The sequence below is a fragment of the Nocardia sp. NPDC023852 genome, assembly GCF_040639505.1.
Taxonomy (GTDB): Bacteria; Actinomycetota; Actinomycetes; order Mycobacteriales; family Mycobacteriaceae; genus Nocardia.
In genome coordinates, this window is sequence record NZ_JBFAAB010000015.1 from 16270 (window position 1) to 37827 (window position 21558).

19 protein-coding genes, 3 tRNA genes and 2 pseudogenes are annotated in these 21558 nt (G+C 66.6%); 15 read left to right on the forward strand and 9 right to left on the reverse strand.

Annotated elements, in window-relative coordinates; genetic code table 11:
* Positions 1-106 precede the first annotated feature (106 nt).
* The 3 genes from AB0H00_RS20065 to AB0H00_RS20075 all read left to right on the forward strand — a co-directional run bounded on the left by AB0H00_RS20065 (position 107) and on the right by AB0H00_RS20075 (position 2148).
* Positions 107-517, forward strand: a complete 411-nt coding sequence (locus AB0H00_RS20065; RefSeq protein WP_357268413.1) for a MarR family transcriptional regulator — start codon at positions 107-109, stop codon at positions 515-517.
* Between the two features lie 24 nt (positions 518-541).
* Positions 542-626, forward strand: a tRNA-Ser gene (locus tag AB0H00_RS20070).
* Positions 627-987: 361 nt separating this feature from the next.
* Entirely contained in the window at positions 988-2148 is a 1161-nt protein-coding gene (locus AB0H00_RS20075) for a Fic/DOC family N-terminal domain-containing protein (protein ID WP_357268177.1), read from the forward strand.
* Between the two features lie 51 nt (positions 2149-2199).
* Here AB0H00_RS20075 and AB0H00_RS20080 read toward each other — a convergent pair whose 3' ends face one another.
* Positions 2200-3006: a TetR/AcrR family transcriptional regulator gene (locus tag AB0H00_RS20080; protein WP_357268178.1), complete on the reverse strand. Its 807-nt coding sequence runs from the start codon at positions 3004-3006 to the stop codon at positions 2200-2202.
* Positions 3007-3103: 97 nt separating this feature from the next.
* On the opposite strand from AB0H00_RS20080, the gene AB0H00_RS20085 reads away from it, so the two are divergent.
* The 3 genes and pseudogenes from AB0H00_RS20085 (at position 3104) to AB0H00_RS20095 (ending at position 4346) form a co-directional block, all read left to right on the forward strand.
* Positions 3104-3544: a DUF4440 domain-containing protein gene (locus tag AB0H00_RS20085; RefSeq protein WP_357268180.1), complete on the forward strand. Its 441-nt coding sequence runs from the start codon at positions 3104-3106 to the stop codon at positions 3542-3544.
* Positions 3545-3550: 6 nt separating this feature from the next.
* Positions 3551-3889 (forward strand): annotated as a pseudogene (locus AB0H00_RS20090) (NAD(P)H-dependent oxidoreductase); the annotation flags it as partial.
* A 19-nt stretch (positions 3890-3908) separates the two neighbouring features.
* Positions 3909-4346 carry a nitroreductase family deazaflavin-dependent oxidoreductase gene (locus AB0H00_RS20095; RefSeq protein ID WP_357268182.1) on the forward strand — a complete coding sequence of 146 codons (438 nt, stop codon included), beginning with the start codon at positions 3909-3911 and terminating at the stop codon, positions 4344-4346.
* Between the two features lie 235 nt (positions 4347-4581).
* Here the strand turns inward: AB0H00_RS20095 and AB0H00_RS20100 are convergent, their stop codons facing one another.
* Positions 4582-5685, reverse strand: coding sequence for a nitric oxide synthase oxygenase (locus tag AB0H00_RS20100; RefSeq protein ID WP_357268184.1), 1104 nt, complete (start codon positions 5683-5685; stop codon positions 4582-4584).
* A gap of 476 nt (positions 5686-6161) precedes the next feature.
* On the opposite strand from AB0H00_RS20100, the pseudogene AB0H00_RS20105 reads away from it, so the two are divergent.
* Both AB0H00_RS20105 and AB0H00_RS20110 read left to right on the forward strand, forming a co-directional pair.
* A pseudogene (locus AB0H00_RS20105) lies at positions 6162-6346 on the forward strand (HoxN/HupN/NixA family nickel/cobalt transporter); the annotation flags it as partial.
* Positions 6347-6763: 417 nt separating this feature from the next.
* Entirely contained in the window at positions 6764-7714 is a 951-nt protein-coding gene (locus tag AB0H00_RS20110) for an alpha/beta hydrolase family protein (protein WP_357268186.1), read from the forward strand.
* Here AB0H00_RS20110 and hisC read toward each other — a convergent pair.
* Complete coding sequence (hisC, locus tag AB0H00_RS20115) at positions 7711-8790, reverse strand: histidinol-phosphate transaminase (protein ID WP_357268188.1); 1080 nt, start codon at positions 8788-8790, stop codon at positions 7711-7713. The genes AB0H00_RS20110 and hisC overlap by 4 nt on opposite strands.
* A 117-nt stretch (positions 8791-8907) precedes the next feature.
* On the opposite strand from hisC, the gene AB0H00_RS20120 reads away from it, so the two are divergent.
* From AB0H00_RS20120 to AB0H00_RS20130, 3 genes are all read left to right on the forward strand, one after another.
* Entirely contained in the window at positions 8908-9615 is a 708-nt protein-coding gene (locus AB0H00_RS20120; protein WP_357268190.1) for a dienelactone hydrolase family protein, read from the forward strand.
* Positions 9616-9703: 88 nt separating this feature from the next.
* Positions 9704-9793 (forward strand) — tRNA-Ser (locus tag AB0H00_RS20125).
* Between the two features lie 35 nt (positions 9794-9828).
* Positions 9829-9901: transfer RNA gene (locus tag AB0H00_RS20130), tRNA-Arg, on the forward strand.
* A 255-nt stretch (positions 9902-10156) separates the two neighbouring features.
* On the opposite strand, the gene AB0H00_RS20135 is transcribed toward AB0H00_RS20130, so the two are convergent.
* Positions 10157-10882, reverse strand: coding sequence for a maleylpyruvate isomerase family mycothiol-dependent enzyme (locus AB0H00_RS20135; RefSeq protein WP_357268192.1), 726 nt, complete (start codon positions 10880-10882; stop codon positions 10157-10159).
* A gap of 164 nt (positions 10883-11046) precedes the next feature.
* Positions 11047-11439, reverse strand: coding sequence for a RidA family protein (locus AB0H00_RS20140; RefSeq protein WP_357268194.1), 393 nt, complete (start codon positions 11437-11439; stop codon positions 11047-11049).
* A 129-nt stretch (positions 11440-11568) separates the two neighbouring features.
* Here AB0H00_RS20140 and AB0H00_RS20145 point away from each other — a divergent pair, with 129 nt between their 5' ends.
* Entirely contained in the window at positions 11569-13107 is a 1539-nt protein-coding gene (locus tag AB0H00_RS20145; RefSeq protein WP_357268196.1) for an esterase-like activity of phytase family protein, read from the forward strand.
* A gap of 7 nt (positions 13108-13114) precedes the next feature.
* Here the strand turns inward: AB0H00_RS20145 and AB0H00_RS20150 are convergent, their stop codons facing one another.
* The 3 genes from AB0H00_RS20150 to dcm form a co-directional block, all read right to left on the reverse strand.
* Positions 13115-13813: a DUF998 domain-containing protein gene (locus AB0H00_RS20150; RefSeq protein ID WP_357268198.1), complete on the reverse strand. Its 699-nt coding sequence runs from the start codon at positions 13811-13813 to the stop codon at positions 13115-13117.
* Between the two features lie 241 nt (positions 13814-14054).
* Positions 14055-14471, reverse strand: a complete 417-nt coding sequence (locus tag AB0H00_RS20155) for a very short patch repair endonuclease (RefSeq protein ID WP_357268199.1) — start codon at positions 14469-14471, stop codon at positions 14055-14057.
* Entirely contained in the window at positions 14468-15601 is a 1134-nt protein-coding gene (gene dcm, locus AB0H00_RS20160) for a DNA (cytosine-5-)-methyltransferase (protein WP_357268415.1), read from the reverse strand. The genes AB0H00_RS20155 and dcm overlap by 4 nt, the downstream gene beginning before the upstream one ends.
* Positions 15602-15951: 350 nt before the next feature.
* Between dcm and AB0H00_RS20165 the strand changes: the two genes are divergently transcribed.
* Entirely contained in the window at positions 15952-17202 is a 1251-nt protein-coding gene (locus tag AB0H00_RS20165) for a KasA/KasB family beta-ketoacyl-ACP synthase (protein ID WP_357268201.1), read from the forward strand.
* A 110-nt stretch (positions 17203-17312) separates the two neighbouring features.
* Entirely contained in the window at positions 17313-19238 is a 1926-nt protein-coding gene (gene fadD32 / locus AB0H00_RS20170; protein WP_357268417.1) for a long-chain-fatty-acid--AMP ligase FadD32, read from the forward strand.
* Here fadD32 and AB0H00_RS20175 read toward each other — a convergent pair.
* Positions 19235-19513 (reverse strand): antibiotic biosynthesis monooxygenase family protein, encoded by a 279-nt coding sequence (locus AB0H00_RS20175; RefSeq protein WP_357268203.1) that lies wholly within the window; start codon positions 19511-19513, stop codon positions 19235-19237. The genes fadD32 and AB0H00_RS20175 overlap by 4 nt on opposite strands.
* A gap of 239 nt (positions 19514-19752) precedes the next feature.
* Between AB0H00_RS20175 and AB0H00_RS20180 the strand changes: the two genes are divergently transcribed.
* The gene (locus AB0H00_RS20180; protein WP_357268205.1) at positions 19753-21558 is read left to right on the forward strand and encodes an ABC transporter ATP-binding protein; all 1806 of its coding nucleotides are present in this window, start codon (positions 19753-19755) and stop codon (positions 21556-21558) included.

Genomic DNA, 21558 nt, shown 5'->3' on the forward strand with positions numbered 1-21558 from the left:
GTTCGCCGGGCATAGAATAACGACCGTGCATCCCGAACCAAGCGTTCGTGTGGTGGTCGAACCGCGATGGCTCACGCCTGCGCAGCAGCGCGCATGGCGCGCGTACATGGACGGCCACATGCGACTGATGACGGCGTTGAACCGGCAGCTGCAGCGTGACAGCGACCTGAGCGTCGCCGAATACCGGATCCTGGTCCTGCTCTCGGAGGCCCCTGGCCACTCGCTCAGGATGAGCGAGCTGGCCGACGGCGTGTTGTCTTCGCGCAGCAGGCTGACCCATCAGATCCGGCGGCTCGAAGACCAGCACATGGTGCGCCGCAGCACCTGCATCGAGGACGGCCGTGGTGTCCTCGCCGAACTCACCGACGAGGGTATGCGCCGACTGGAAGCCGCCGCCCCCGGCCATGTCGACGCCGTTCGCCGTGACTTCATCGATTTGCTCAGTCCGGCCCAGCTCGAGGTGATAGCCGACGTCTTCGGACGCGTCGACAAGGAAATCGGAACGCGGCCCGGCTGAACCGTCCGCTACGATCAGGTGCCTGGAGACGTGGCAGAGCGGCCGAATGCACTCGCCTTGAAAGCGAGCGTCGCGAGAGCGACCGGGGGTTCAAATCCCTCCGTCTCCGCTGTTTCCCTTGCCTGCTGACCCAGGGAGAGGGATCGGTTTACGTATCAGGGTGATCGCGACGCGGATCGTTCGCTCGCGAGTTCTGGATGGTCGTTCGCGGCATGCTGAAGCGCGCCACTTCGACGTTTCGAGTGGGATCGATAGCCCAGACTGTCGACGTCACCTGGTCGGTCAGCGCCGGCCATAAGGCTGGGCCGACGAGACGAGGAGACGGCGCGGATGAGTTATCGACCTGCTGCAGGCCGTTCTAACCTTGAAATACCCCTCGCCGCACTCAAGGTTGTCTCGACTAGCTTGAAAATGTCGGCCTTAAATTCAAGCTTAACGCTATATCCTTAAGCCTTGTGGATGTCAACGCCATGCAAAGAAGTCCGATCGGACGGCTTGTCCCTACAGACGGCTTCGATCGACGGTTCGACGAGGAGTTCTCATGCTCGGCCTACGTGCCCGACCCGTTGCCGTCGTCGGTGCAGTTGACGATGCGGACGTGGTCGCTCGTTGTCGACGCAACGGCGGCAATGGCCCGTGCGGATGAGGCAGCGGCCAAGCTACCGAATCCGGCACTGCTCGTGCGACCGACGACGCGGCAAGAAGCTGTCAGCACGTCCGCGATAGAAGGAACCTACGCGCTGCTCACAGATGTGCTGGAAGCCGACTTCTTGGAGGCCAACCAAATGTCCGGCAGCGTCAGCGAAGTTCAGAACTATGTGCGCGCCGCCGAGAGTGCGTACCAATGGGTAGCGGAAGGGCGGCCGATCACGGTGCGCCTTCTCGAGGATCTGCAAGCGATCCTTGTGCGCGGAACACGGAGCGACGGACCGGACGCGGGAAGCGTTCGCAAGACTCAGGTCTTCATCGGAGTAGGGCGTGGGCGGGTCGACAATGCCCGGTTTGTGCCGCCCCCAGCTGGTGATCTGCTTCGAGACGGGCTCATCGAGTGGGAACGATGGGTACGGGAGCCGTCGGACATACCTTCGCTAGTGGGAGTGGCTCTTGCGCACTACCAGTTTGAGGCACTTCATCCGTTCACAGATGGCAACGGCCGCCTAGGGCGTCTGATCGCTCTGCTGCAACTCGTCGTGAGGGGCGAGTTGCGGTTCTCAATCCTCAACATCTCGTCCTGGTTGGAGACGAATCGAGAGGAGTATCAGAACGGACTGCTCAACGTATCGTTGACTGGTCGGTGGGATGACTGGGTCTCTTTCATCTCCGCTGCCGTACATGCAGAATCTCTCGAGACCGCGGCGCGTGCGCTGCGATTGGCGGAACTTCGTGAAGAGCTTCGGGCGAAAGTCGACCACCTCCGCCGAGGCAGCGTCGGGGTGGCCATCGCGCAGGACCTGATCGGTTATCCGATGCTGACCGCCACCCTCGCGGCAGAGCTTCACGGCGTGTCGTACCAGGCGGCGAATGAGGGCATCAAGAAGCTGGTCGAACTGGGCATCCTGCGTCAGCGCGTCGAGGGCCGGTACGACCGAATCTTCGTCTGTGACTCTGTACTACGGGCGCTGGAGACCTAGACTTGGCGGCGTTGACCGGCAAACATGTCCCCCGAGGAATATCGGCAGCGGTCAGGACGGATCGGCCTGTCGATGCTGCGCGCACGAGTGTTGTGCCTCGTCTGGGGCCGGCACGGCCTGCCTGCGCTGGCCCGGAAGGCCGGCTGCGATGCCGTTCAGCACATGGTCGAGCCCGTACCGGAAGCGCGCCTCCGGGGGCAGATGCGGGATCCGCGCCTGTCTGATCGAACGATTGAACATCGGGTACTGTCCGCAGGCGACGATCCGGGCGACATATGGTCCGACGTAACCACTCATCCACTCGGCCATATCCATGCCCGTGCGGCGGGCCTCTTCCAGCCATCCGATCTCGCGATGGACGGCACTGTGGGCGTAGTCGCTTACCATCCCCACCAGGCTGGCGATCTCGTCGATGTCCAGCCCGAAGCCATCGAGTGCGGACATTGCGAATTCCTGCACGCGCAAAGAGTTCGGCCCTAGGGTGGGGCGCCGATTGGCGAGGGCGATCTGCCAAGGATGGCGCAACCCGACCGCGCGGGTTTGCTCGGCGACGAGCGAGAGGTCGCAGCGCCAATCTCCGCTCGGCCGTGCGGGGAGTTCGATCTCGCCCAAGACGGCATCGATCATGAGGTCGACCAGGTCGTCGCGGCCGGTCACATACCGGTACAGCGACATGGCGCCGGTGCCGAGTTCGGCGGCGATCCGCCGCATCGTCGCGGCATCCATGCCCTCCTCGTCGGCGACCTTGACGGCAGCCTGGGTGATCTGGGCCCTGCTGTAGCCAGGTCGACGACCCGGCCCTGAGCGCTCCAGCTCCTCTGGGCGTATCCAAATTGTCGTGTTCTGCTGGCTGGACATCGACCTCCTCGTTCTTGCGTACATCGTACTTGAATTGTCCGCCCTAATTCGAGTACGTTGTACTCAAATTGATCGGCGGCCGACGTAAGGATGGAAAATGGATGCTCGACCTACTCTGAGTGATCCGGAGGCTGCTGCGAGGGCGCATGAGGTGGCGGCCGAGTTCGCCGCCGGATTGCAGCGGGCCGGTGCGGCCGGCGACGCCGACGGATACGACTCCGACTTCGCGGCAGACGTTTTGTGGGGCAGCCCTTTCGGGGCAAGTGTGGCCGGATATGCCGAACTGAACACGCTCCACCACCGACTGATGGCGGCGAACGTCGCACCGCGGTCACGATTCGAGGTGGTCGCCGTACGCACCCCCGCGCCCGGTGTGCTGGTAACGCAGATTCGCAGGGCGGCGAGCGATATCGACGGGTTCTCGGAGATGGCGATGTATGTGCTGGTCGAACGGGGCGGGCGGTGGTGGCTGGCGGCAGCGCAGAACACTCCCGTCGGGGTGTCACCGCTGCAGAGCGAAGCTGTGGTCGGCTCCTGATGACGGACGGACGAGTACAACCACAGCTATCCGGCGGCACTGAAGAATGCCATCGATTGGCATGGCCCGCAGTTTCACGCCAAGCCGGTTGCCTTTGTCTCCTACGGTGGCATGTCCGGTGGCCTTCGCGCGGTGGAACACCTGCGCCTGGTTTTTGCCGAATTGCACGCCGTAACTACCCGGGACACGGTCAGCTTCCACGGCGCGTGGCGACAGTTCGACGAAGAAGGAGAACTCCGAGAGCCCGAAGCTGCCGCCATTGCGGCCAAGACCTTGCTCGACCAGGTCATCTGGTGGGCTCACGCGCTGCGGGACGCCAAGGCCGCACGGCCATACGCCGCCTGAATACGAAGGAACGATCACCATGCCACTGACCGGCGAGTATGAACGCGGCACCATGGACTGGGCGGCGAATCAGGCCGAGCGAATAATGGAATCCGGTGGTACGGCGGGCATGACGATCACGGGCATGCCGGTCGTCCTGCTGACCACCATCGGCAACAAGACCGGCAAACTACGCAAGACCCCTTTGATGCGCGTCGAGTACAACGGTGAATATGCCGCAGTCGCCTCGTTGGCCGGAGCGCCCAAGCATCCGGTCTGGTACTACAACATAATCGCCCACCCCCACGTCGAGTTGCAGGACGGTACCGTCACCAACGACTACACCGCCCGCGTGGTTTTCGGCGAGGAGAAGGCACAGTGGTGGGAGCGCGCCGTCGCAGCGTATCCGCCGTACGCCGACTACCAGAGCAAGACCACCCGCCAGATCCCGGTCTTCGTTCTGACCCCACGCCATTGAACGCTCACTCACGTCTCGGCCGGCCGTGTTCATTTGCTCGGAGGCTGAGCCGTGAGTTCACCTGCCTCCGAGCACGACCCTGTTGCCGCGCCCACGCGGCCGAATTTGTCTGCGACGGCGTAATTCGAGCGCTGGATACCGAGTGAAGCGGTCGTCCTCTCTGTCGGGAGGGCTCTGTGCCTCAATCGCAGCGGATTCGACTGGACGAATGAAGCAACTGCGCGGGCGACAAGGCTCAAATCTCTTCGTCCCGTCGGACGAAGTTGGGACGGATGTCCAAGTCGGGCGGGTCGTAGTAGCGGTGGAAGGTCGGGGTCAGCCCGGAGGAGATGGGCGGGTTGATCCAGGTCCAGTCGGTGGGGCAGGTGCGGCCTGCCGCCTCCTCGCGCTCGACGTGATCGCAGAACTGTTTAGCCACGGTGTGGTGGTCGACGATGTACACGCCCGCCCTGCGGAAGCTGTAGAGCACTGCGCGATTGAGTTCGACCAGTGCCTGATCGCGCCATAGGTTCCGCTCGGATCGGGTGTCTAGGCACATCATTTCGGCAATCAGCGGGAGCATGTTGTAGCGGTTGGTGTCGCTGAGATTGCGGGCACCGATCTCCGCGCCCAAGTACCAGCCGTTGAACGGCGCGAATGGATAGGTCACCCCGCCGACCTCGAGGTTCATATTCGACACCGCGGGCAGCGCGTGCCAGCGCAGGCCGAGTTCGGCGAACCAGTCGAACTCCGGATGCTCCAAATGCACTTCGCGCGCGAGCTCCGGCGGGATGTCGAACCACTGTATCGGCTCGTCGGGGGTGCTGACCAGCAGCGGAAGGATATCGAACGGTGTTCCGGCGCCGCGCCATCCGAGTTCGGTGGCGAACTCGGTGAGCGCGATATTGGCGGCGTCGCCGATGACCGCGCCGTCTCCGTTGCGGTAACCCGCGTAGCGGATGAGCTGGGAATTGATGATGCGGAACTCGCGTCCGTCCGGCTGGCGCGGCGGGCCGACGGTGATCATCGACTGGATGGCGCCGCCGTTGGTGGCCATCTGCAGGTGCTGCCAGCAGACCTCGGCCAGGTCACGCGCGGACCGTACACGTCGGGCATCGAGCAATTTCAACGAGCGCCAATGCTTTCGGCCGACGCAGCGGGCGTGATTACGCCAAGCGAGCTTGGCTCCGATGAGGATCTCCTCGGCGGTCTGCAGATAGCCGCCGGTCTGTTCGAGCTGCTCCAGCGCAGCGCGGCGACGCCGGGGAACCAGATGCGCCAGCTCCGGAAGCAGGAAGAATTCGTCGCATTCCTGCATCCGGCGTTTCAGATCCATACTGAAATGTTTTGTGTCCGGCATCTTCTCGATTGATGACAGGGGTAACACGTAATTCACGTTTTTCTCCGGTCGGGCAGAGGTGCTGCGGTGAAACAGACGAGTTCGAGCAGAGAATTGGCGCGGTTGCGCACTGGGCACCGCCCTGTGCGCATGGCCCGCGCAGGCGTGCGCGACTAGGATGCCACAAAATAGCTTCTACCCGGGGATCGCCCGGGAAACAGTGGGTCTTCCGCGGCTCCGTACCGAGCGGCCGGTTCGCTTGCCGCGAGTGTGCGCAGTGAGATGGCCTCGGTGCCGATACGACATTATGCCCACCCTTTTTCATGCCCGGAAGCGGCCCGGCGTTCAGCGTAGGGCCGGTATTCTGGCCGTGTGCCAAGATTTGCTGGATTTGCTGGATCGGCCCAAGTGGGAGCCCGGATCACGCTGTGTCGAGTAGCGTCGACCTGATCTGCTTTTCGTGGGTGGAGGGTTTGCTCGTGCGCAGCGTCATCGGGATGGCGACTAGCGTTGTCGCCCTTCATATCGTCGGCTGGGGGGCACTGCCGCGGTTCGTGGCACCTGGCATACCTGTTCAGGGTCGGTGTTCGATGTCGGACTCGGCGTGACGGCATATACGTCGGGCATGCGGTACGCGTTCGACGGCGACCGCATCGCCGCGATCGACAACACCACGCGGAAAACTGGTGGCGGAAATGGGATCCGGCCTCGCTGGTGGGAAAGTGGCGGGTATTCCCGCAGATGCGCCGCGGCGAGTTAGCCGAACCTCGACCTGGGTGATTTCGGTTACATCATCGTGAGTCTTTTCGTGCTTACCTGGGCGGTCGCGATTGTCGTGTGGCGCTGGGCCGGAGTGGAACCGAGCTCGCAAGACGCCTCGCCGAGTCGTGAGCGCGAGGTTCGGCCCGACCCGCCCTTTCCCCGACATGGCGACGGTCTACGACCCACCACCGACGTCTCTGGCAGGATGGTCCCCATGCTGGCTCGATGCGGGATGCGGCGTTGGGTTTCCAGCGCCCTGACAGGCGCCGCACTCGTTTCCGGTGCGGTGGTGTTCGGTGCTCCCCAAGCGGTGGCCGTCCCCCCGGCCCCTCCGCCGGTGAGCACGGGATCCTCGGACGGCCCCGGTCCGGCCGAGCCGACCACGAAACAGCCCTCGACGCCGGTGATCAAGCGGATCGAGCCGATCGACGATCGGTGGCTGCGGGTCTTCGTCGCCTCGCCCGCGATGAGCCGTGAAGTCGAGGTGCAGGTGCTGCTGCCCCGCGATCAGTCGCACCCGCGTCCGACGGTGTACATGCTCGACGGTCGCAGTGCGGACGGCAATAGCAACAACTGGACCCGGCTCGGCCACGCCGACCGGTTCTACGCGGACAAAGACGTCAACGTAGTGCTCACCGTCGGCGGTCCGGCCAGCTTCTACGCCGACTGGCAGCGCCCCGACCCGGTGCTCGGCACAAACATGTGGGAGACGTTCCTGACCAAGGAGCTGCCCCCACTGATCGACGCGAAGTTCAACGGCAACGGGCGCAACGCGGTCATGGGCGTCTCGATGGGCGCCGAGGCCGCGATGATGCTCTCGTTCCGGCATCCGACGCTCTACACCGCGATCGGGGCGCACAGCGGCTGCTTCTCGACGGGCACCGACATCGGCCAGGCGCAGGCGCGTGCCGTGGTGGCCACCTACCAGGGTGAGCCGGACAACATGTTCGGCAAGCCGGACGACCCGGACTGGCTGGCCCACGATGTCACGCTGCACGCGGACGCGTTGCGCGGCAAGACGATCTACCTATCGGTCGGCAGCGGTGTGCCCGGCGTGCACGATGTGCCTGGCACTCCGGACCTGGACGTGGTCAGTGCGATCGGCTTCGGCGGGCCGCTGGAGGCCGCGACCAACGCCTGTACCCGCAGGCTCGCCGACCGGCTTCGCAGTCTCGGCATTCCGGTGACCGCGCATTTCAGGGCGACCGGAACGCACTCCTGGCCGTACTGGGAAGACGAGCTCGCCCTGTCCTGGCCGACCATCGCGGGCGCGCTCGGCGTCCGCTAACCCAAGAACCGCGTGAGCACCGCGGGATCGGTGGCGAAGCCGAGGAACAGCTCGTTCTCGTGCGGGTCGCCGATGGTGACCCGCACGCCGTCGGTGCCGTACGGACGCACCAGCACTCCCGCCTCCGCGCCTGCTTCGCCGTACTCCGCGCTGCGCTCGCCCAGCGGCAGCCAGACGAAGTTCGCCTCGCTCGGCGGCACCTGGTAGCCCGCGGCCACCAGTACGTCGCGTACCCGCTCGCGCTCGGTGACGAGAAGGTCGGTGCGGTCCAGCAATTCGTGCCGGGCCTCCAGCGACGCGATCGCTGCCGCCTGTGCTACCTGGTTCACGCTGAACGGAATATGCACCTTCAGCAGCGCCGTGATCACCGCGGGATCGCCTACCGCGTAGCCGACTCGCAGCCCGGCCAGCCCGTAGGCCTTGGAAAAGGTGCGCAGCACAACCACATTGGGCCGGGTCCTGCCGAGCTCGACGCCGTCCGGGCGGTCGTCGGGGGACAGTCGCAGGTACTCGTAGTAGGCCTCATCCAGCACGACGAGCACGTGCGGCGGAACCGCGTCCAGGAACCGGATCAGCGCCGCCTTCCCGACGGCGGTGCCGGTCGGGTTGTTCGGGTTGCAGACGAAGATCAGCTTGGTCCGCTCGGTCACCGCCGCGGCCAGTGCCTCCAGATCGTGCACCAGGTCCGCGGTGAGCGGCACCTGCACCGCGGTGGCGTTGCCTACCTTGGTCACGATCGGGTATGCCTCGAACGAGCGCCAAGCGAACAGCACCTCGTCGGTGGGTGCGGCGCAGGTGATCTGCACCAACTCTTGACACAGCGCCACACTGCCGCAGCCGACCGCGACATTGGCGAATCCCACACCGAGGAAGTCGGCCAACGCCGTGCGCAGTTCGGTGACCTGATTGTCAGGATACCGGTTGGCCAGCTCGGCCGCCTCGGCGATCGCCTTGGCGGCGGCGGGCAGCGGACCGACGGTGGTCTCGTTGCTGGCCAGCTTGACCGCGCCGGGACGGCTGCGGCCAGGGATGTACGCCGGGATCGCATCGAGGTCCGGCCGGATCTGCGGTGTCACAGTGCGACCCTAGTCCGCGCGCCGGAAAGCCCGATCGGGTGCACCGGAATTCTCTGGGCGGTAGCCACTGGCATGCAACTTCTACCGAATATCGGGAACTCGCCCTACGCTGGTTTCATGTCGGGCACCTACGACGATTTGGCCCCGCTGCGGGGCAGCGATGTGGAAGACGAGCGGTCAACTGCCCATGCGCAGGTGCCCATCACCGTGGCGGAGCCGGAGGGCAGCGCCCGCGGCGGGATCGTGCTGCTGCACGAGTCCCGTGAGATCACCGGCGCCGTGCGCGACCTGATGAACGCGCTGGCCAGTGAGGGTTGGACGGTCGTCGCACCCAACCTCTTCCACCGGGTGGACGGTGAATTGGGGGGCGCGGTCTTCGGGCACCAGCTGTTCGACGACTTCGACGCCTGCTTCGACTGGCTCACTCGGCGAGGAGTGTTTCCCGACACCATCGGTGTGCTCGGCTTCGACTCCGCGGGAACCGCCGCCTTCCTGGTCGCCACCAACCGTCCGATCGGGGCGGCGGTGAGCGTCGCGGCGCCCGGCATTGTGGTGCCGCTCGCCGACCAGGCCGACGCCTTGGTTCGTGCGGCCCCCAACCTGCAGGCACCATGGCTCGGCCTGTTCGGCGCCGACGACCCGGCCACCCCGCCCGCCCAGGTCGACCAGCTGCGCGACGCGACCGCCCGGGCTGCCGTCGCCAGCCTCGTCGTCAGCTACCCGGGTCTGCATCACCGCGTCGACAGCCCGGAGGCCGACGACGACATCAATGCCGTCGCTTCGCAGACCAGGATCTTCGACTGGTTCGACAGCAACCTGCGCTGACCAGCCGTTTTGTGAACTGGAGGGTGGCTCCTGTAACCTTGCTGCTCGGCGGTTCGAAAGGACCGGTGCCCTCGAAGAGAAGGCTCCAGGAGGCGTGCCAGAGCGGCCGAATGGGACTCACTGCTAATGAGTTGTCCCTTCACGGGGACCGGAGGTTCAAATCCTCTCGCCTCCGCCACACCCGGGAAACCGGGTACAACTGAATAAATGCATGCGCCCGTAGCTCAACGGATAGAGCATCTGACTACGGATCAGAAGGTTGGGAGTTCGAGTCTCTCCGGGCGCACAAAAAATGCCTCTGACCTGCAATGTAAGGTCAGAGGCATTTCATTTGGTCACATTCTCCTTTAGTCGAAGAAATCGGCGAAATTCCTTGCCCCGATGGCTGACGCTCTACCCGTGTACGGGTTTGGCTGCCGAGCAACCCTCGACCCGTTACCAGGGCGTCAGCGCCAGCACGTTCGATCCTGCGCTCTCACGCCTGCGTGCAGTTGTCTGCAAATGGGGGCCTACTCGGCCGTAGTTCACTGGGTCCGGGGGCTCACTTCCAGGCGGGGAGGGCCGGCACGGTTCCGGTCAGGTCGGTGCCTTCACTGCGGCCGAGCAGCCAGGCGACCAGGGAGGCGCCGGGGCCGGAGATGGCGTGGGCGGCCGGGCCGGTGCCGATGGTGGCGGTGAAATCGGTATCGGTGGCCTGGACGGTGAACGGCTCGAGCGAGGTGTCGGCGGTGAGACGGTTCAGGTCGGCGGTTGCCTGGGGGAGGATGCGGGTGACGAAGGCGGCGGGCCAGTCGGACGGGCGGTAGCCCGCGTCCAGGTCGACATGGTGGATCTCGACCTCCTGCAGGCGCATCCAGCGCACCTCGGTTGCCGGAACCGGGCGGCCCTGGCGAGTGCGGACCTCCGCCTGCCAGGCGTCGTCGGTGAGGGTGCGCGCCAGGCTGAGCCAGCGGTTCGCGGCGGCCTCGTTGTCGGCGAGCTGCTCGGCCAGCGGACGGGGCGCGCCGGCTTCTATGTCGCTGTCGCGGAGGAAAGTACTGGCGTACTGCGGGATTTCGACGCCGGTGTGCGCCCACAGCAGCAGGTTCACCACGCTGTCGGCATTGCGAGCCAGATGGGCGAGCACATGGCCTCGAGTCCAGCCGGGCAGCAGCGAGGGCTCGGTAACGGCCTGATCGCTGAGGCCACGGATGGTGTCGAGCAGCCGGTCGGTCGCCGCGGCGACGGTGTCGAGCGGCACGGGTGTCTGCGAAGCGGTGCTGGTCACGGCTCCGACCCTAGCGATCGAAACCCGGCTCGCCGCAGAGGACGGGCGGAACCAGATCGGACCGGTCTTCGCCGTAACGGCCGCAGGTGTTCGGATCGGCCGATGGTTCATCGGGCGACGAGAGCGTGGGGCGGTCCGGCAGGACCCGTCGTCAGCGACTCGGCTCAGTCGGCGACGATCGCGTCGGCTTCGATTTCCACCAGTAGAGCCGGGGTGATCAAGGCCTTGATCTCGTACATGGCCGCCGCGGGCCGGATCTCGCCGAACACCTCGGCGTGCGCCTCGGCGACCTCCGGCCAGCGTGCGATGTCGGTGACGAAAATTCGGGTGCGCACCACGTCGGCCAGGCTCGCGCCTGCTTCGTTCAGCGCGGAGCCGATGCGGCGCAGGATTTCCCTGGTCTGCTCGCCGATGTCGCCGCCGCCGACGGCCGTGCCGCCGGGCTCCGAGGCCGTGGTCCCGCTGACCGCGATGACATTGCCGAGCCGCACCGCGCGCGAGTAGCCGACGATATCTTCGAACTCCGAACCCGAGGAGATGTTCACACGATCGCTCATGGCCACAGCATGGCACGGGCCATCGACGCGCTGGAGTACGCCGAACCTTCACCCGGGTCTCGACCATTTTTCGGATCAACGCGATAGGCAGTGATGGTGAAAGCTCATTCTCGTCGGCGAATTACCGCCATGGCCGTCCTGTGCGTCGGCATGTTGGCCGCGGGCTGCTCGTCCGCGGACCCGGCCACCGACTTCACCGTGGCCAAGGACCAGCCGCTGGTGATCTCCCTGGACGACCTGCTGGCGAACACCGGAGGTAGCGCGGCGGTCGCGACCGCCGACCCAGCTCACGGCACGCTGAGCCGCCGCACCGACGGCGCGCTGGTCTATACGCCGAACGCGGGCTACACGGGTGCGGACAGCATCCAGGTGACCACTACCGACGCGGTGCGGTTGTACACCACCGACATCCCGCCCCTCGGCGAGCTCGGTGGAACTACTCTGCAGGGCAGCGGTTTCGGGTCGGCATGGACGCCGGTGCCCGGCAGCACGGACGAGTTCTACGGGCTCACCGACCGCGGTCCGAACGTGGACGGGCCGGGTAAGAACGAGAAGATCGCGCCGACCCCGACCTTCGTGCCGAAGATCGGCCGTTTCCAGCTGGTCGGCAACCGCGCCGTGCTGCGCGCGGCCATCGAGTTGCGTACCGCCGCAGGCGTTCCGTTCAACGGGCAGGTGGACGTCTCCGCGAGCACCGGGGAGGCCATCGAGGACCTAGCCGGAAACGTGTTGCCCCCCACCGATCACGGTCTCGACCCGGAGGGTCTCGTCGCGCTGCCGGACGGCACTTTCTGGGTGTCCGACGAATACGGGCCGTTTCTGGTGCATTTCGACGCCAAGGGTAACGAGCTCGAACGACTCGTCCCGGGACGCGGTCTGCCGAAGGAACTTTCGCTGCGCACACCGAACCAGGGCATGGAGGGCCTGACCATCACGCCGGACGGGGCTACCCTTGTCGGCCTGATGCAGAGCGGCCTGAACACCCCGGGTCTGGCGGGACCGGCCAAGGACGTACCCATGACCCGCATCGTCACCGTGGATCTGAAGACCAAAGCGGTCAAGGAGTTCGCGCTCCCGCTGGAGAACCCGAAAAGCACGAAGGTCGCCGACTCGGAGATCACCGCTCTGAGCGCCACCACCTTCCTTGTCGATGAACGGGACGGCAGTCCGGCGCCGAAGGCGGACAAGAAGCTGTGGACCGTAGACATCTCTGCCGCCACGGACATCGGCCCGGCCTCGAGGGTCGCCGGCGCGCAGTACGACCGGGAGCGCGGCCTCCAGGTCGACGGCAAGCCGGTGGAGACGTTGGTCGGCACGGTCCCGACGGCCGACGGCGTCGCGGCGCTGAGCAAGGCGGGCATCGCCCCGGCCGTCAAGTCCACGAACCTCGATCTCGGCGAGCTGGTCAGAACGCTGAATCCGGCCGGAACGTTCTTCGGCCACGACAAGATCGAGGGCGTCGCCACCCTGGACGGCGGTAAGACGCTCTACATCGCCAACGACAGCGATTTCGGTCTGGCCGCGAGCACAGGCGAGCAGCCGCCGTTCGGGCTGAAGCCGAAGACGCTGCCGGGCGGCGTGCAGGACACCGGCGAGATTCTGTTCGTCGACACCGCGAAACTGCCCGCGCGCACCGAACGCCACACTGTTCGACTGCAGGTCGGGTAGTAGGCGATCAGGTCGGGTCGGTCCAGTCCCTCCCCTCCAGGATCACGGCGGCGGCCAACGTGAGCAGCCACAGCGACATCGCCCCCACCTGGATGCGCTGGGCGATCCCGAGGGCGTAATTCCCGGTCAGATTGTCCGCGACCAGCATCCATACCGTCGCCGCCGACCCGACCACCAGCACGGCCAGACCGAATTCGCGCAGGATCCGCCATCGGTGGTATCGGAGCGCGGCCAGGCTGAATGCGAATGCGGCGACCGCGATCGAAGTCACCGCCAGCGTGCTCGACAGCGCGTGCGGCTGATGCAATTGGGGGAACAGCTCGCTCGGTCCGCCGCACGTGCTGTCGCCGGGAACGCAGTCGTGCAGTGGCAGCAGCACATCGGCGATGGTCGCCGCGCCGAAGCAGAACAACGCCATCCAGCCCGCCGTGGTGAACCGGCGGCGCGGGAACAGCAGCAGCCCAGCGACCGCCGCGGGCATCAGCACCGCTCCCACTATCGTGTCGGCGACAGCGAATACCTGTCGGTACGGTTTGCCTTCCGCGTCGAGTTCGCTGAGGAAGGAGTTGACTGGGTCGATGCCGATGTTCAGCACGAACTCGAGCACCCAGGACGAATAGCAGAGCCCCGCGATCGCGATCGCCGACGCGATTATCGCCGACGCCAGTCGCACGCGCCGCTCGGCGACTTTCGGGCTACCAGTCACCTCCCCATTGTCCTGCTCGCCCGCGCGTCCCGGCGGATCGCCTGATCACACGTCATTGTCACCCGGCCCACAGGGTCTTACCAGGCTCGCCGAGCACTCTGTGGGAACAGGTGAAATTCGAGGAGGTCCCCATGCTCGGCTTCGCGACAGCCACTTCCGGAATCGCGGTGATGGCGGTGATGGTGGTGTCCGGTTATCTGGCTGCCCATGCCCCGCGCTCACTCGTGCGGGTGCGGCGCCGTTAGCCCGGCGGCTGCAGTGCCGCCTGGACGCGATCGGCGGCCGCGACCGCGTCCTCGTGTTCCCATACGCGGACCACACGCCAGCCGGCGGCGATCAGAGCCGCGTCGGTGGCGCGATCCCTGGCCACATTGCCCGCTAGTTTGGCGGCCCACCATTCGGCGTTGTTCTTCGGATCGGTCGCGTGCACTGGGCAGCGGTGCCAGAAACAGCCGTCCACATAGACCGCGACGCGCCGTCGTGGAAAGACCAGGTCGGCGCGGCGGCGCTGCCCGCTGATCGGCGCCCGATCGACGAAATAGCGCATCCCCCGCCGGTGCAGCTCTCGACGCAGCGCGAGTTCCGGATCGGTCCCGGTGCGCCGCTGGCGTGCCATCCGCGCACTGGTGGCCGCATCCGTGCGCGGTCGCTCGCTCATGCTGCCCAGCCGCCCATTCGGTCGAGGTGACTTTCCACGTCGGCGAGGAAACCAGGCGGAAAACGCAGGCTGCCCATACCGGTTCGGCGCAGGAACCCGGCGGTCGCGCGGGCGGAGAGCAACCGCGCGTTGGTGAGGAAGTGGGTGAGGTCTTCGTACGGCTCGTGCACCGGCCAGGTGGACACCGGCACCCGATGGGCGACACCGCCGCGCCCCCACGCGGCGACCGGCCACGGTGTGCCCGTCGGCAGCGGCTGATCGCCTGGGATCGGGTCCAGCGGCGTGGCCAGCCGGGATCCCACCCAAGCCGCCATCCGTACGCTCACCGCGTTTCCGACCAGCTTCCAGCGATGGCCGTTGCGAATGCCCGCTACCTCGGTCGCGGCCGTGGTCCAGCCCGCGTCGAAGCCCTGGAGGCGTTCGGCGTCGGCGATGCCCGGCGTGACGATCTCGCCGGAGGGCAGTCGCACCGCGGGCGGACTGGCGATGCCCAGCGCCGAGCCGCCCTTCAGCGTGGGCACCGCGTTCACCGCCCAGCCCAGCCCGCGCACCCCTTCGGTCCAGTAGAAGCCGCACGGATCACGCTCGGGGTCGCCCACCATTCGGAGACCGGCGTCTTCGCCGAACAGCACCGGACGCGGGTCCTCGGTGCGGGAGGCCAGCATCAGCACCCGCTGACGGCGCTGTGGCAGGCCGAACGCGCGAGCGTCCACCACCCGGTAGGCCCAGGTGTAGCCGAGCTCCTCCAGCGCGCCGGTGATATGGCGCATCGCCGCACCGCGGCCGAGTTGCAGCATGAACGGGACGTTTTCGATGAGCAGCCAGCGTGGCCCGCGTTTGCGGCGCACCAGTCGGAACACCTCGTCGACCAGGCCGGACCGGGTGCCGGTGATGCCCGCGGTACGCCCGGCCTGGGAGAGGTCCTGGCACGGGAACCCCGCCGCGACCAGTTCGGTCCCCGACGGGATCGCGCGCAGCCGGGTGATGTCGGAATGCAATGGCACGTCCGGGAAGTGGGCCGCTAGCACACCCTGGGCGCCGGGCTCGATTTCGCACAACAGCTCGGTCTGCCATCCGTGCCTGCCGAGGCCGAGTTCGAGTCCACCGATTCCGGCGAACAGCCCGACCATCCGCGCGCCCGTCAACGGCCTTCCCTTCCTCAACATCCACGACGAGACGCCGCCGAACGCGCGACCCGTGCCCGGGAGCAGGTTACTCGAGTTATCCGAGGCGATAGACGAACGAGGCGACCAACGACCCGGCACCTGGTACCGTCCGCGTGTCACGCACTGCGATCGGCGTGCTTTTCTCAATAATGCACAGGGCCGATCACATGCACGGCCTTGATGAAAGGCGGGCCGGCTGACCCGCCTGCGCTTCGGTGCCGTCCGCGCGCGGGCTGCCCCACTGGTGGCGCGCGATCGCGAATTGCCATTGCTCGACAAAGTTTCCAGAGCGACGCTAGGGAAAGTGAGCGAGAATGCGGATTCCTTCCACCAGAAATGGGAACTTTCCTACGGTCGTGGTCACCGGGCTCGCGGCGACCACCTCCATCGCGGGCGATGTGGACTCCACCTGGAAGGGCCTGCTCGACGGCGAGAGCGGTATCGACGTTCTGGACGACGACTTCATCGACCAGTTCGAGCTGCCGGTGCGGATCGGCGGTCATCTGAAGGTCAAGCCCTCGGCCTGCCTCTCCACCGGCGAGACGCGTCGGCTTGCGTATGTCGAGCAGATGGCCACCGTGCTCGGTCGCGACGTCTGGCGAAACGCGGGCAGCCCGGAGGTGGACAAGAACCGCCTCGGGGTGTCGATCGGCACCGGGCTCGGCGGCGCCGAGGGGATCATCGACGCGCGCGACAAGCTGAGCAACGGGGGCTACCGCAAGGTTTCGCCGCTCACCGTACAAGCCGTCATGCCCAACGGCGCCGCCGCGTGCGTCGCGCTGGAACTCGGCGCGCGGGCCGGTGCGACGACGCCGGTCTCGGCCTGTTCGTCAGGGTCGGAGGCGATCGCCAACGCGTGGAAGATGATCGTCATGGGTGACGCCGACATGGTGGTCGCCGGCGGAGTCGAGGGCTCGATCCAGGCGCTCGCGATCGCGGCGTTCACCATGATGCGCGCCATGAGCACGCGCAACGACGCGCCGAAGTGCGCTTCCCGCCCGTTCGACGCCGATCGCGACGGGTTCGTGTTCGGCGAGGCCGGCGCGATGATGGTGGTCGAGACCGAGGAACATGCCAAAGCGCGCGGCGCGACCATCCACGCGCGGCTGCTCGGCGCCGGCATCACCTCGGACGGATTCCACCTGGTCGCACCCGACCCCGAAGGCACCGGCGCGGCGCGCGCGATGACGCGGGCATTACAGACCGCGGGGCTGTTCAAGAGCGACATCACGCACATCAACGCGCACGCGACCGCCACGCCGATCGGCGACACCGCCGAGGCGCGCGCGATCGCCGAGGCGGTCGGCAACCACGCGTCGGTCTACGCACCCAAGTCGGCCCTCGGCCACTCGATCGGCGCCGTCGGTGCCCTCGAATCGGTGATCACCGTGCTCAGCGTGCGCGACGGCATCGTGCCGCCCACGCTGAATCTGGACAACCAGGACCCGGACATCGATCTCGACATCGTGCGCGGCCGATCCCGGAGCGGGCGTATCGACTACGCCGTGAAGAACTCCTTCGGCTTCGGTGGGCACAACGTCGCACTCGCGTTCGGCCGCTATTGAGCGCCGGGAGGTCGCACACCTGCTAGCCTTCCCGACGCTTCGCTATCGACCTGTGTTCGGTGTCATTGCACGGCCTGAGTGCCGGTGCGCTGGAAAAGGATGAGGCGATGATCGACGAAAACTTCGACGACTATCTGGACGACCAGGGCAATATCAAGATCCGCGGTGACAAGACCCTGATCGACTTCGTCGACAAGCACACTGCGGAGAACGGCGACGACCTCGCCTACCGCTTCATCGACTACTCCCGCGAACGCGACGGTGAGTACTACGAATTGACCTGGCGGCAGTTCGGTGTGCGGTTGCGGGCGGTAGCGGCCAGGCTGCAGCAGGTGACGCGGCCGGGCGACCGGGTGGCGATCCTCGCTCCGCAGGGGCTCGACTACGTCGTCTCGATCTTCGCCGCGGTGTACGCCGGCAATATCGCGGTGCCGCTGTTCGATCCGGAGGAGCAGGGTCACACCGACCGGTTGCACGCGGTGCTCGGCGACTGCAGGCCCACGGCGATTCTGACGGTGGGGTCCGCGGCGGGCGGGGTGCGAAACCTCTTCCGGCATCTGCCGGCGCCGCAGCGGCCGCGCATCATCGCGGTGGAAGCGGTCCCGGACAGTGTCGGCGCGCTCTGGGTGCTCCCCGACATCAACATCGACAGCGTGGCCTACCTGCAGTACACCTCGGGTTCCACTCGGACGCCCGCGGGGGTGGAGATCACCCACCGTGCGGTGGGAACGAACCTGCTGCAGATGATCGACGCCATCGGTGTCACCGAGCATTCGCGCGGTGTCACCTGGCTGCCGCTGTTCCACGACATGGGCCTGCTGTGTGTGATCCTGCCGACCATCGGCGGCGGTTTCATCACGATCATGTCGCCGAGTGCGTTTGTGCGCCGCCCGTACCGCTGGATCAAGGAGTTAGCCGCGGCCTCCGACGGCGCGGGAACGTTTGCCGCCGCACCGAATTTCGCGTTCGAGCATGCCGCCGCGCGGGGCAAGCCGAAACCGGGCGAGGAGTTGGATCTGTCGAATGTGATCGGTCTGATCAACGGCAGCGAGCCGGTCTCGGTGTCGTCGATGAAGAAGTTCAACGAGGCGTTCGCGCCGTATGGGTTGTCGGAGACGGCGATCAAGCCCTGCTACGGCATGGCGGAGGCGACGCTGTTCGTGTCGGCGACCAGGGCCGAGGACAAGGCGAAGGTCGTCTACGTGGATCGCGCCGCGTTGAACGCCGGGCGCATGGTCGAGACCGCGCAGGACGCGGACAATGCGATCGCCCAAGTGTCGTGCGGCTACGTCGCGCTGACACAGTGGGCGGTGATCGTCGATCCGGAGCATGGCACCGAGCGGCGCGACGGCGAGGTCGGCGAGATCTGGCTGCACGGCGAGAATATGGGCATCGGGTACTGGGGCCGCCCGGAGGAGAGCCAGGCCACTTTCCGCGCCCAGCTGGCCGCGCGGCTGCCGGAGGGCAGCCATGCCGAAGGCACCGAGCCGGACGCCAACTGGATGCGCACCGGCGACTACGGCGCGTACCTGGACGGCGAGCTGTACATCACCGGACGGGTCAAGGACCTGGTGATCGTGGACGGACGTAATCACTACCCGCAGGACCTCGAGTTCTCCGCCCAGGAATCCAGCACGGCGCTACGTCCGGGCTTCGTCGCGGCGTTCTCGGTGCCCGCCAACGAGCTGCCCGCGCTGGTCTTCGATCAAGACAGTCACGCAGGCTTGACCTTCGACGCCGACGACACCTCCGAGCAGCTGGTGATCGTCGCGGAGCGCAACATCGGCGCGGGCAAGCTGGAACCCGAGCCGGTCGCCGACACCGTGCGTGCCGCCATTTCCCAGCGGCACGGTGTCACGGTACGCGACGTGCTGCTCGTGCCCGCCGGCTCGATTCCACGCACATCCAGCGGCAAGATCGCCCGCCGCGCCTGTCGTGCGGCGTACCTGGAGGGCACGCTGCGCGGTGGCCACCAACAGCAGGCGTTCCCGGACGGGCCGGCGGAGTGGGACTCGGAGAGCGTGACCGTCGGCTAGAGCCGAATGTCGGTGGCGTACTCGAATTCACGGACATCGGCGCCCACGATCTGGGCGTCGAGGTCCCCTGAGGTTCCTGTGCCGCGGAAGCGCTCCAGCGCGGCTCGGGTCGCCCAGCGTTCGAAGATGTTGACCCGGTCGAGTTCGACCAGGTCGGCGCCGAGAGTGAAGTCGAGGCACCCTTCGGTGGCACGGGCCAACTCGACTACTTCGCGGCAGTTCTCGAGGTAGCGGTCACGATCGGTGACCCGGAGATGTCCGGCGACGATCAGCATGAGCAGCGAGTCTATGCCCTTGACCTCGATGTTGCTCGAGGTTGTTGGCTGGGTGCATGAACGCCCTTCCCCCTTGCGAGCCGACCGTGTTGTCCACCGTGGACGCGGTATCAGGCCGGCCGGAAAATCGGTTGGCCGATCCGGGGCCCGGTGCGACCCTGGAATGTCGGACCTCGATGCGAACATCATCGAGAGTTCCGTCTTCCGACACCGCGATCCACGGAACTCGAGGGGGAGCTTTGTCAGTCGCACTGGACATTTCGGCCGAACCGGAGGCCGACAGACCGGAGCGGCCCGCTGCCGCACCGCACCGCCTGCATTCACTACGCCGGTTCTGGCCGTATCTGCGTCCGCACCGCACCGCGCTGCTCGCCGCCTGCGGCCTCGCACTCCTCGCCATGTGCACGGCCATCGTGATTCCGCTGCTGATCGCCAGAATCATCGACGGGCCGATCGCCGAGCGGGATTTCCGAGCAGCCCTCGGTCCGGTGGTCCTCGTGCTGGTACTCGGCCTGCTGGAGGCGGTCGGCGTGTGGGGACGTCGCTGGCTGGTCTCCAAACCGGCCACCCAGTTCGAGATCGCCATGCGCGCCAAGATCTTTCACAAGCTGCAGTCGCTGGCGATCGGCAGGCACGACGCGTGGGAGTCGGGTCAGCTGCTCTCGCGCGCCGTGGACGACTTGGCGACCATGCGGCGGTTCGTGGCGTTCGCCGGGCCGTTCCTTCTGGTCCACACTGCGGTCATCCCGGCCGGCCTGCTCGTGCTGTTCGCGCTGAACTGGCAGATCGGCCTGATGTTCGCGATCGTGTCGATCCCGTTGGTATACATCTGCATTCGCTTCGAACGGCAGTACTCGGTGGCCGCACGGCGTTCGCAGGACCAGTCCGGCGACCTGGCCACCACGGCTGAGGAATCGGCGCAGGGCGTGCGGGTGCTCAAGGCGTTCGGCCGCGGCGTGTTCTTCGGCGGCCGGTTCACCGCCCAGTCGCGCGAGCTGCAGAAGACGGAGCTGCTGAAGGTGCGACTGGACGCGACCCTGTGGTCGGCTATGCGGAGCCTTCCGCAGCTGGCCATCGCATTCGCGCTCGGCTACGGCGGCTACGCGGTCGTGCACGGCACGATGACGATCGGCACCCTGGTTGCGGGCATTACGCTGGCCACCTTCCTGCAGTGGCCGATCATCTGGACCGGCTTCCTACTCGCCGAGCTGAACGACGCGCGCACCGCGGCGGACCGGTACTGGGAGATCATCGACACCCGGGTCGACATCACCGACCCGGCCGATCCGGTGGATCTGCCGGAGCGGATCGTCGGCGAGTTGCGCTTGGAAGGGGTGAGTTTCGCTTTTCCTGATGCCGAAGCCCGAGTGCTGCGGGACGTTTCGCTGACAGTGCGGCCCGGTGAAACGGTGGCGCTGGTCGGTGCGACCGGCAGCGGGAAGACGGCGCTGCTCAACCTGATCCCGCGCCTGTACGACGTGACGGGTGGCGTCATCACCGTCGACGGCATCGACATCGCCGAGATGCGGGTGGCCGACCTGCGTTCGCTGGTGTCGGTCGCGTTCGAGGATCCGGTGCTGTTCTCGGCGAGCGTGCGGGAAAACGTCGCGCTCGGTGACCCGGACGCCACCGACACCGACGTGCGCCGCGCGCTGGACGTCGCCCAGGCCACCGAATTCGTGGACAACCTGCCCTGGGGTCTGGACACCAGGATCGGCGAACAGGGCCTGAGCCTGTCCGGCGGCCAGCGTCAGCGGCTCGCGCTGGCCCGCGCGGTGCTCAGCGGCGCGGGGAAGCGCGGCCGGATCATGGTGCTCGACGACCCGCTGTCAGCGCTCGACGTGGAGACCGAGGAGCGCGTCCAGGAAAGGCTGCGCACAGTGCTTGCCGATGCGACGACGCTGCTCGTCGCACACCGTCCGTCCACAGCGGCGCTGGCCGACCGGGTCGCGGTGCTGGCCGACGGCCGGATCGTCGCGGAGGGGCCACACGCCGACCTGCTGCGAACCAGCGGCATTTACCGAGAACTGATGGGAGGTGAGTAA

Coding starts and splice junctions, on each gene's coding strand:
- AB0H00_RS20140 (WP_357268194.1), bottom strand. CDS start 11,439: ATGAGCGATCGTGTGAACATCTCCTCGGGTTCGGAGTTCGAAGATATC.
- AB0H00_RS20080 (WP_357268178.1), bottom strand. CDS start 3,006: ATGTCCAGCCAGCAGAACACGACAATTTGGATACGCCCAGAGGAGCTG.
- AB0H00_RS20165 (WP_357268201.1), top strand. CDS start 15,952: ATGCGGATTCCTTCCACCAGAAATGGGAACTTTCCTACGGTCGTGGTC.
- AB0H00_RS20075 (WP_357268177.1), top strand. CDS start 988: ATGCAAAGAAGTCCGATCGGACGGCTTGTCCCTACAGACGGCTTCGAT.
- AB0H00_RS20095 (WP_357268182.1), top strand. CDS start 3,909: ATGCCACTGACCGGCGAGTATGAACGCGGCACCATGGACTGGGCGGCG.
- AB0H00_RS20145 (WP_357268196.1), top strand. CDS start 11,569: ATGGCCGTCCTGTGCGTCGGCATGTTGGCCGCGGGCTGCTCGTCCGCG.
- AB0H00_RS20175 (WP_357268203.1), bottom strand. CDS start 19,513: ATGCTGATCGTCGCCGGACATCTCCGGGTCACCGATCGTGACCGCTAC.
- AB0H00_RS20100 (WP_357268184.1), bottom strand. CDS start 5,685: ATGCCGGACACAAAACATTTCAGTATGGATCTGAAACGCCGGATGCAG.
- AB0H00_RS20155 (WP_357268199.1), bottom strand. CDS start 14,471: ATGAGCGAGCGACCGCGCACGGATGCGGCCACCAGTGCGCGGATGGCA.
- AB0H00_RS20065 (WP_357268413.1), top strand. CDS start 107: ATGGACGGCCACATGCGACTGATGACGGCGTTGAACCGGCAGCTGCAG.
- AB0H00_RS20085 (WP_357268180.1), top strand. CDS start 3,104: ATGGATGCTCGACCTACTCTGAGTGATCCGGAGGCTGCTGCGAGGGCG.
- AB0H00_RS20120 (WP_357268190.1), top strand. CDS start 8,908: ATGTCGGGCACCTACGACGATTTGGCCCCGCTGCGGGGCAGCGATGTG.
- dcm (WP_357268415.1), bottom strand. CDS start 15,601: ATGGTCGGGCTGTTCGCCGGAATCGGTGGACTCGAACTCGGCCTCGGC.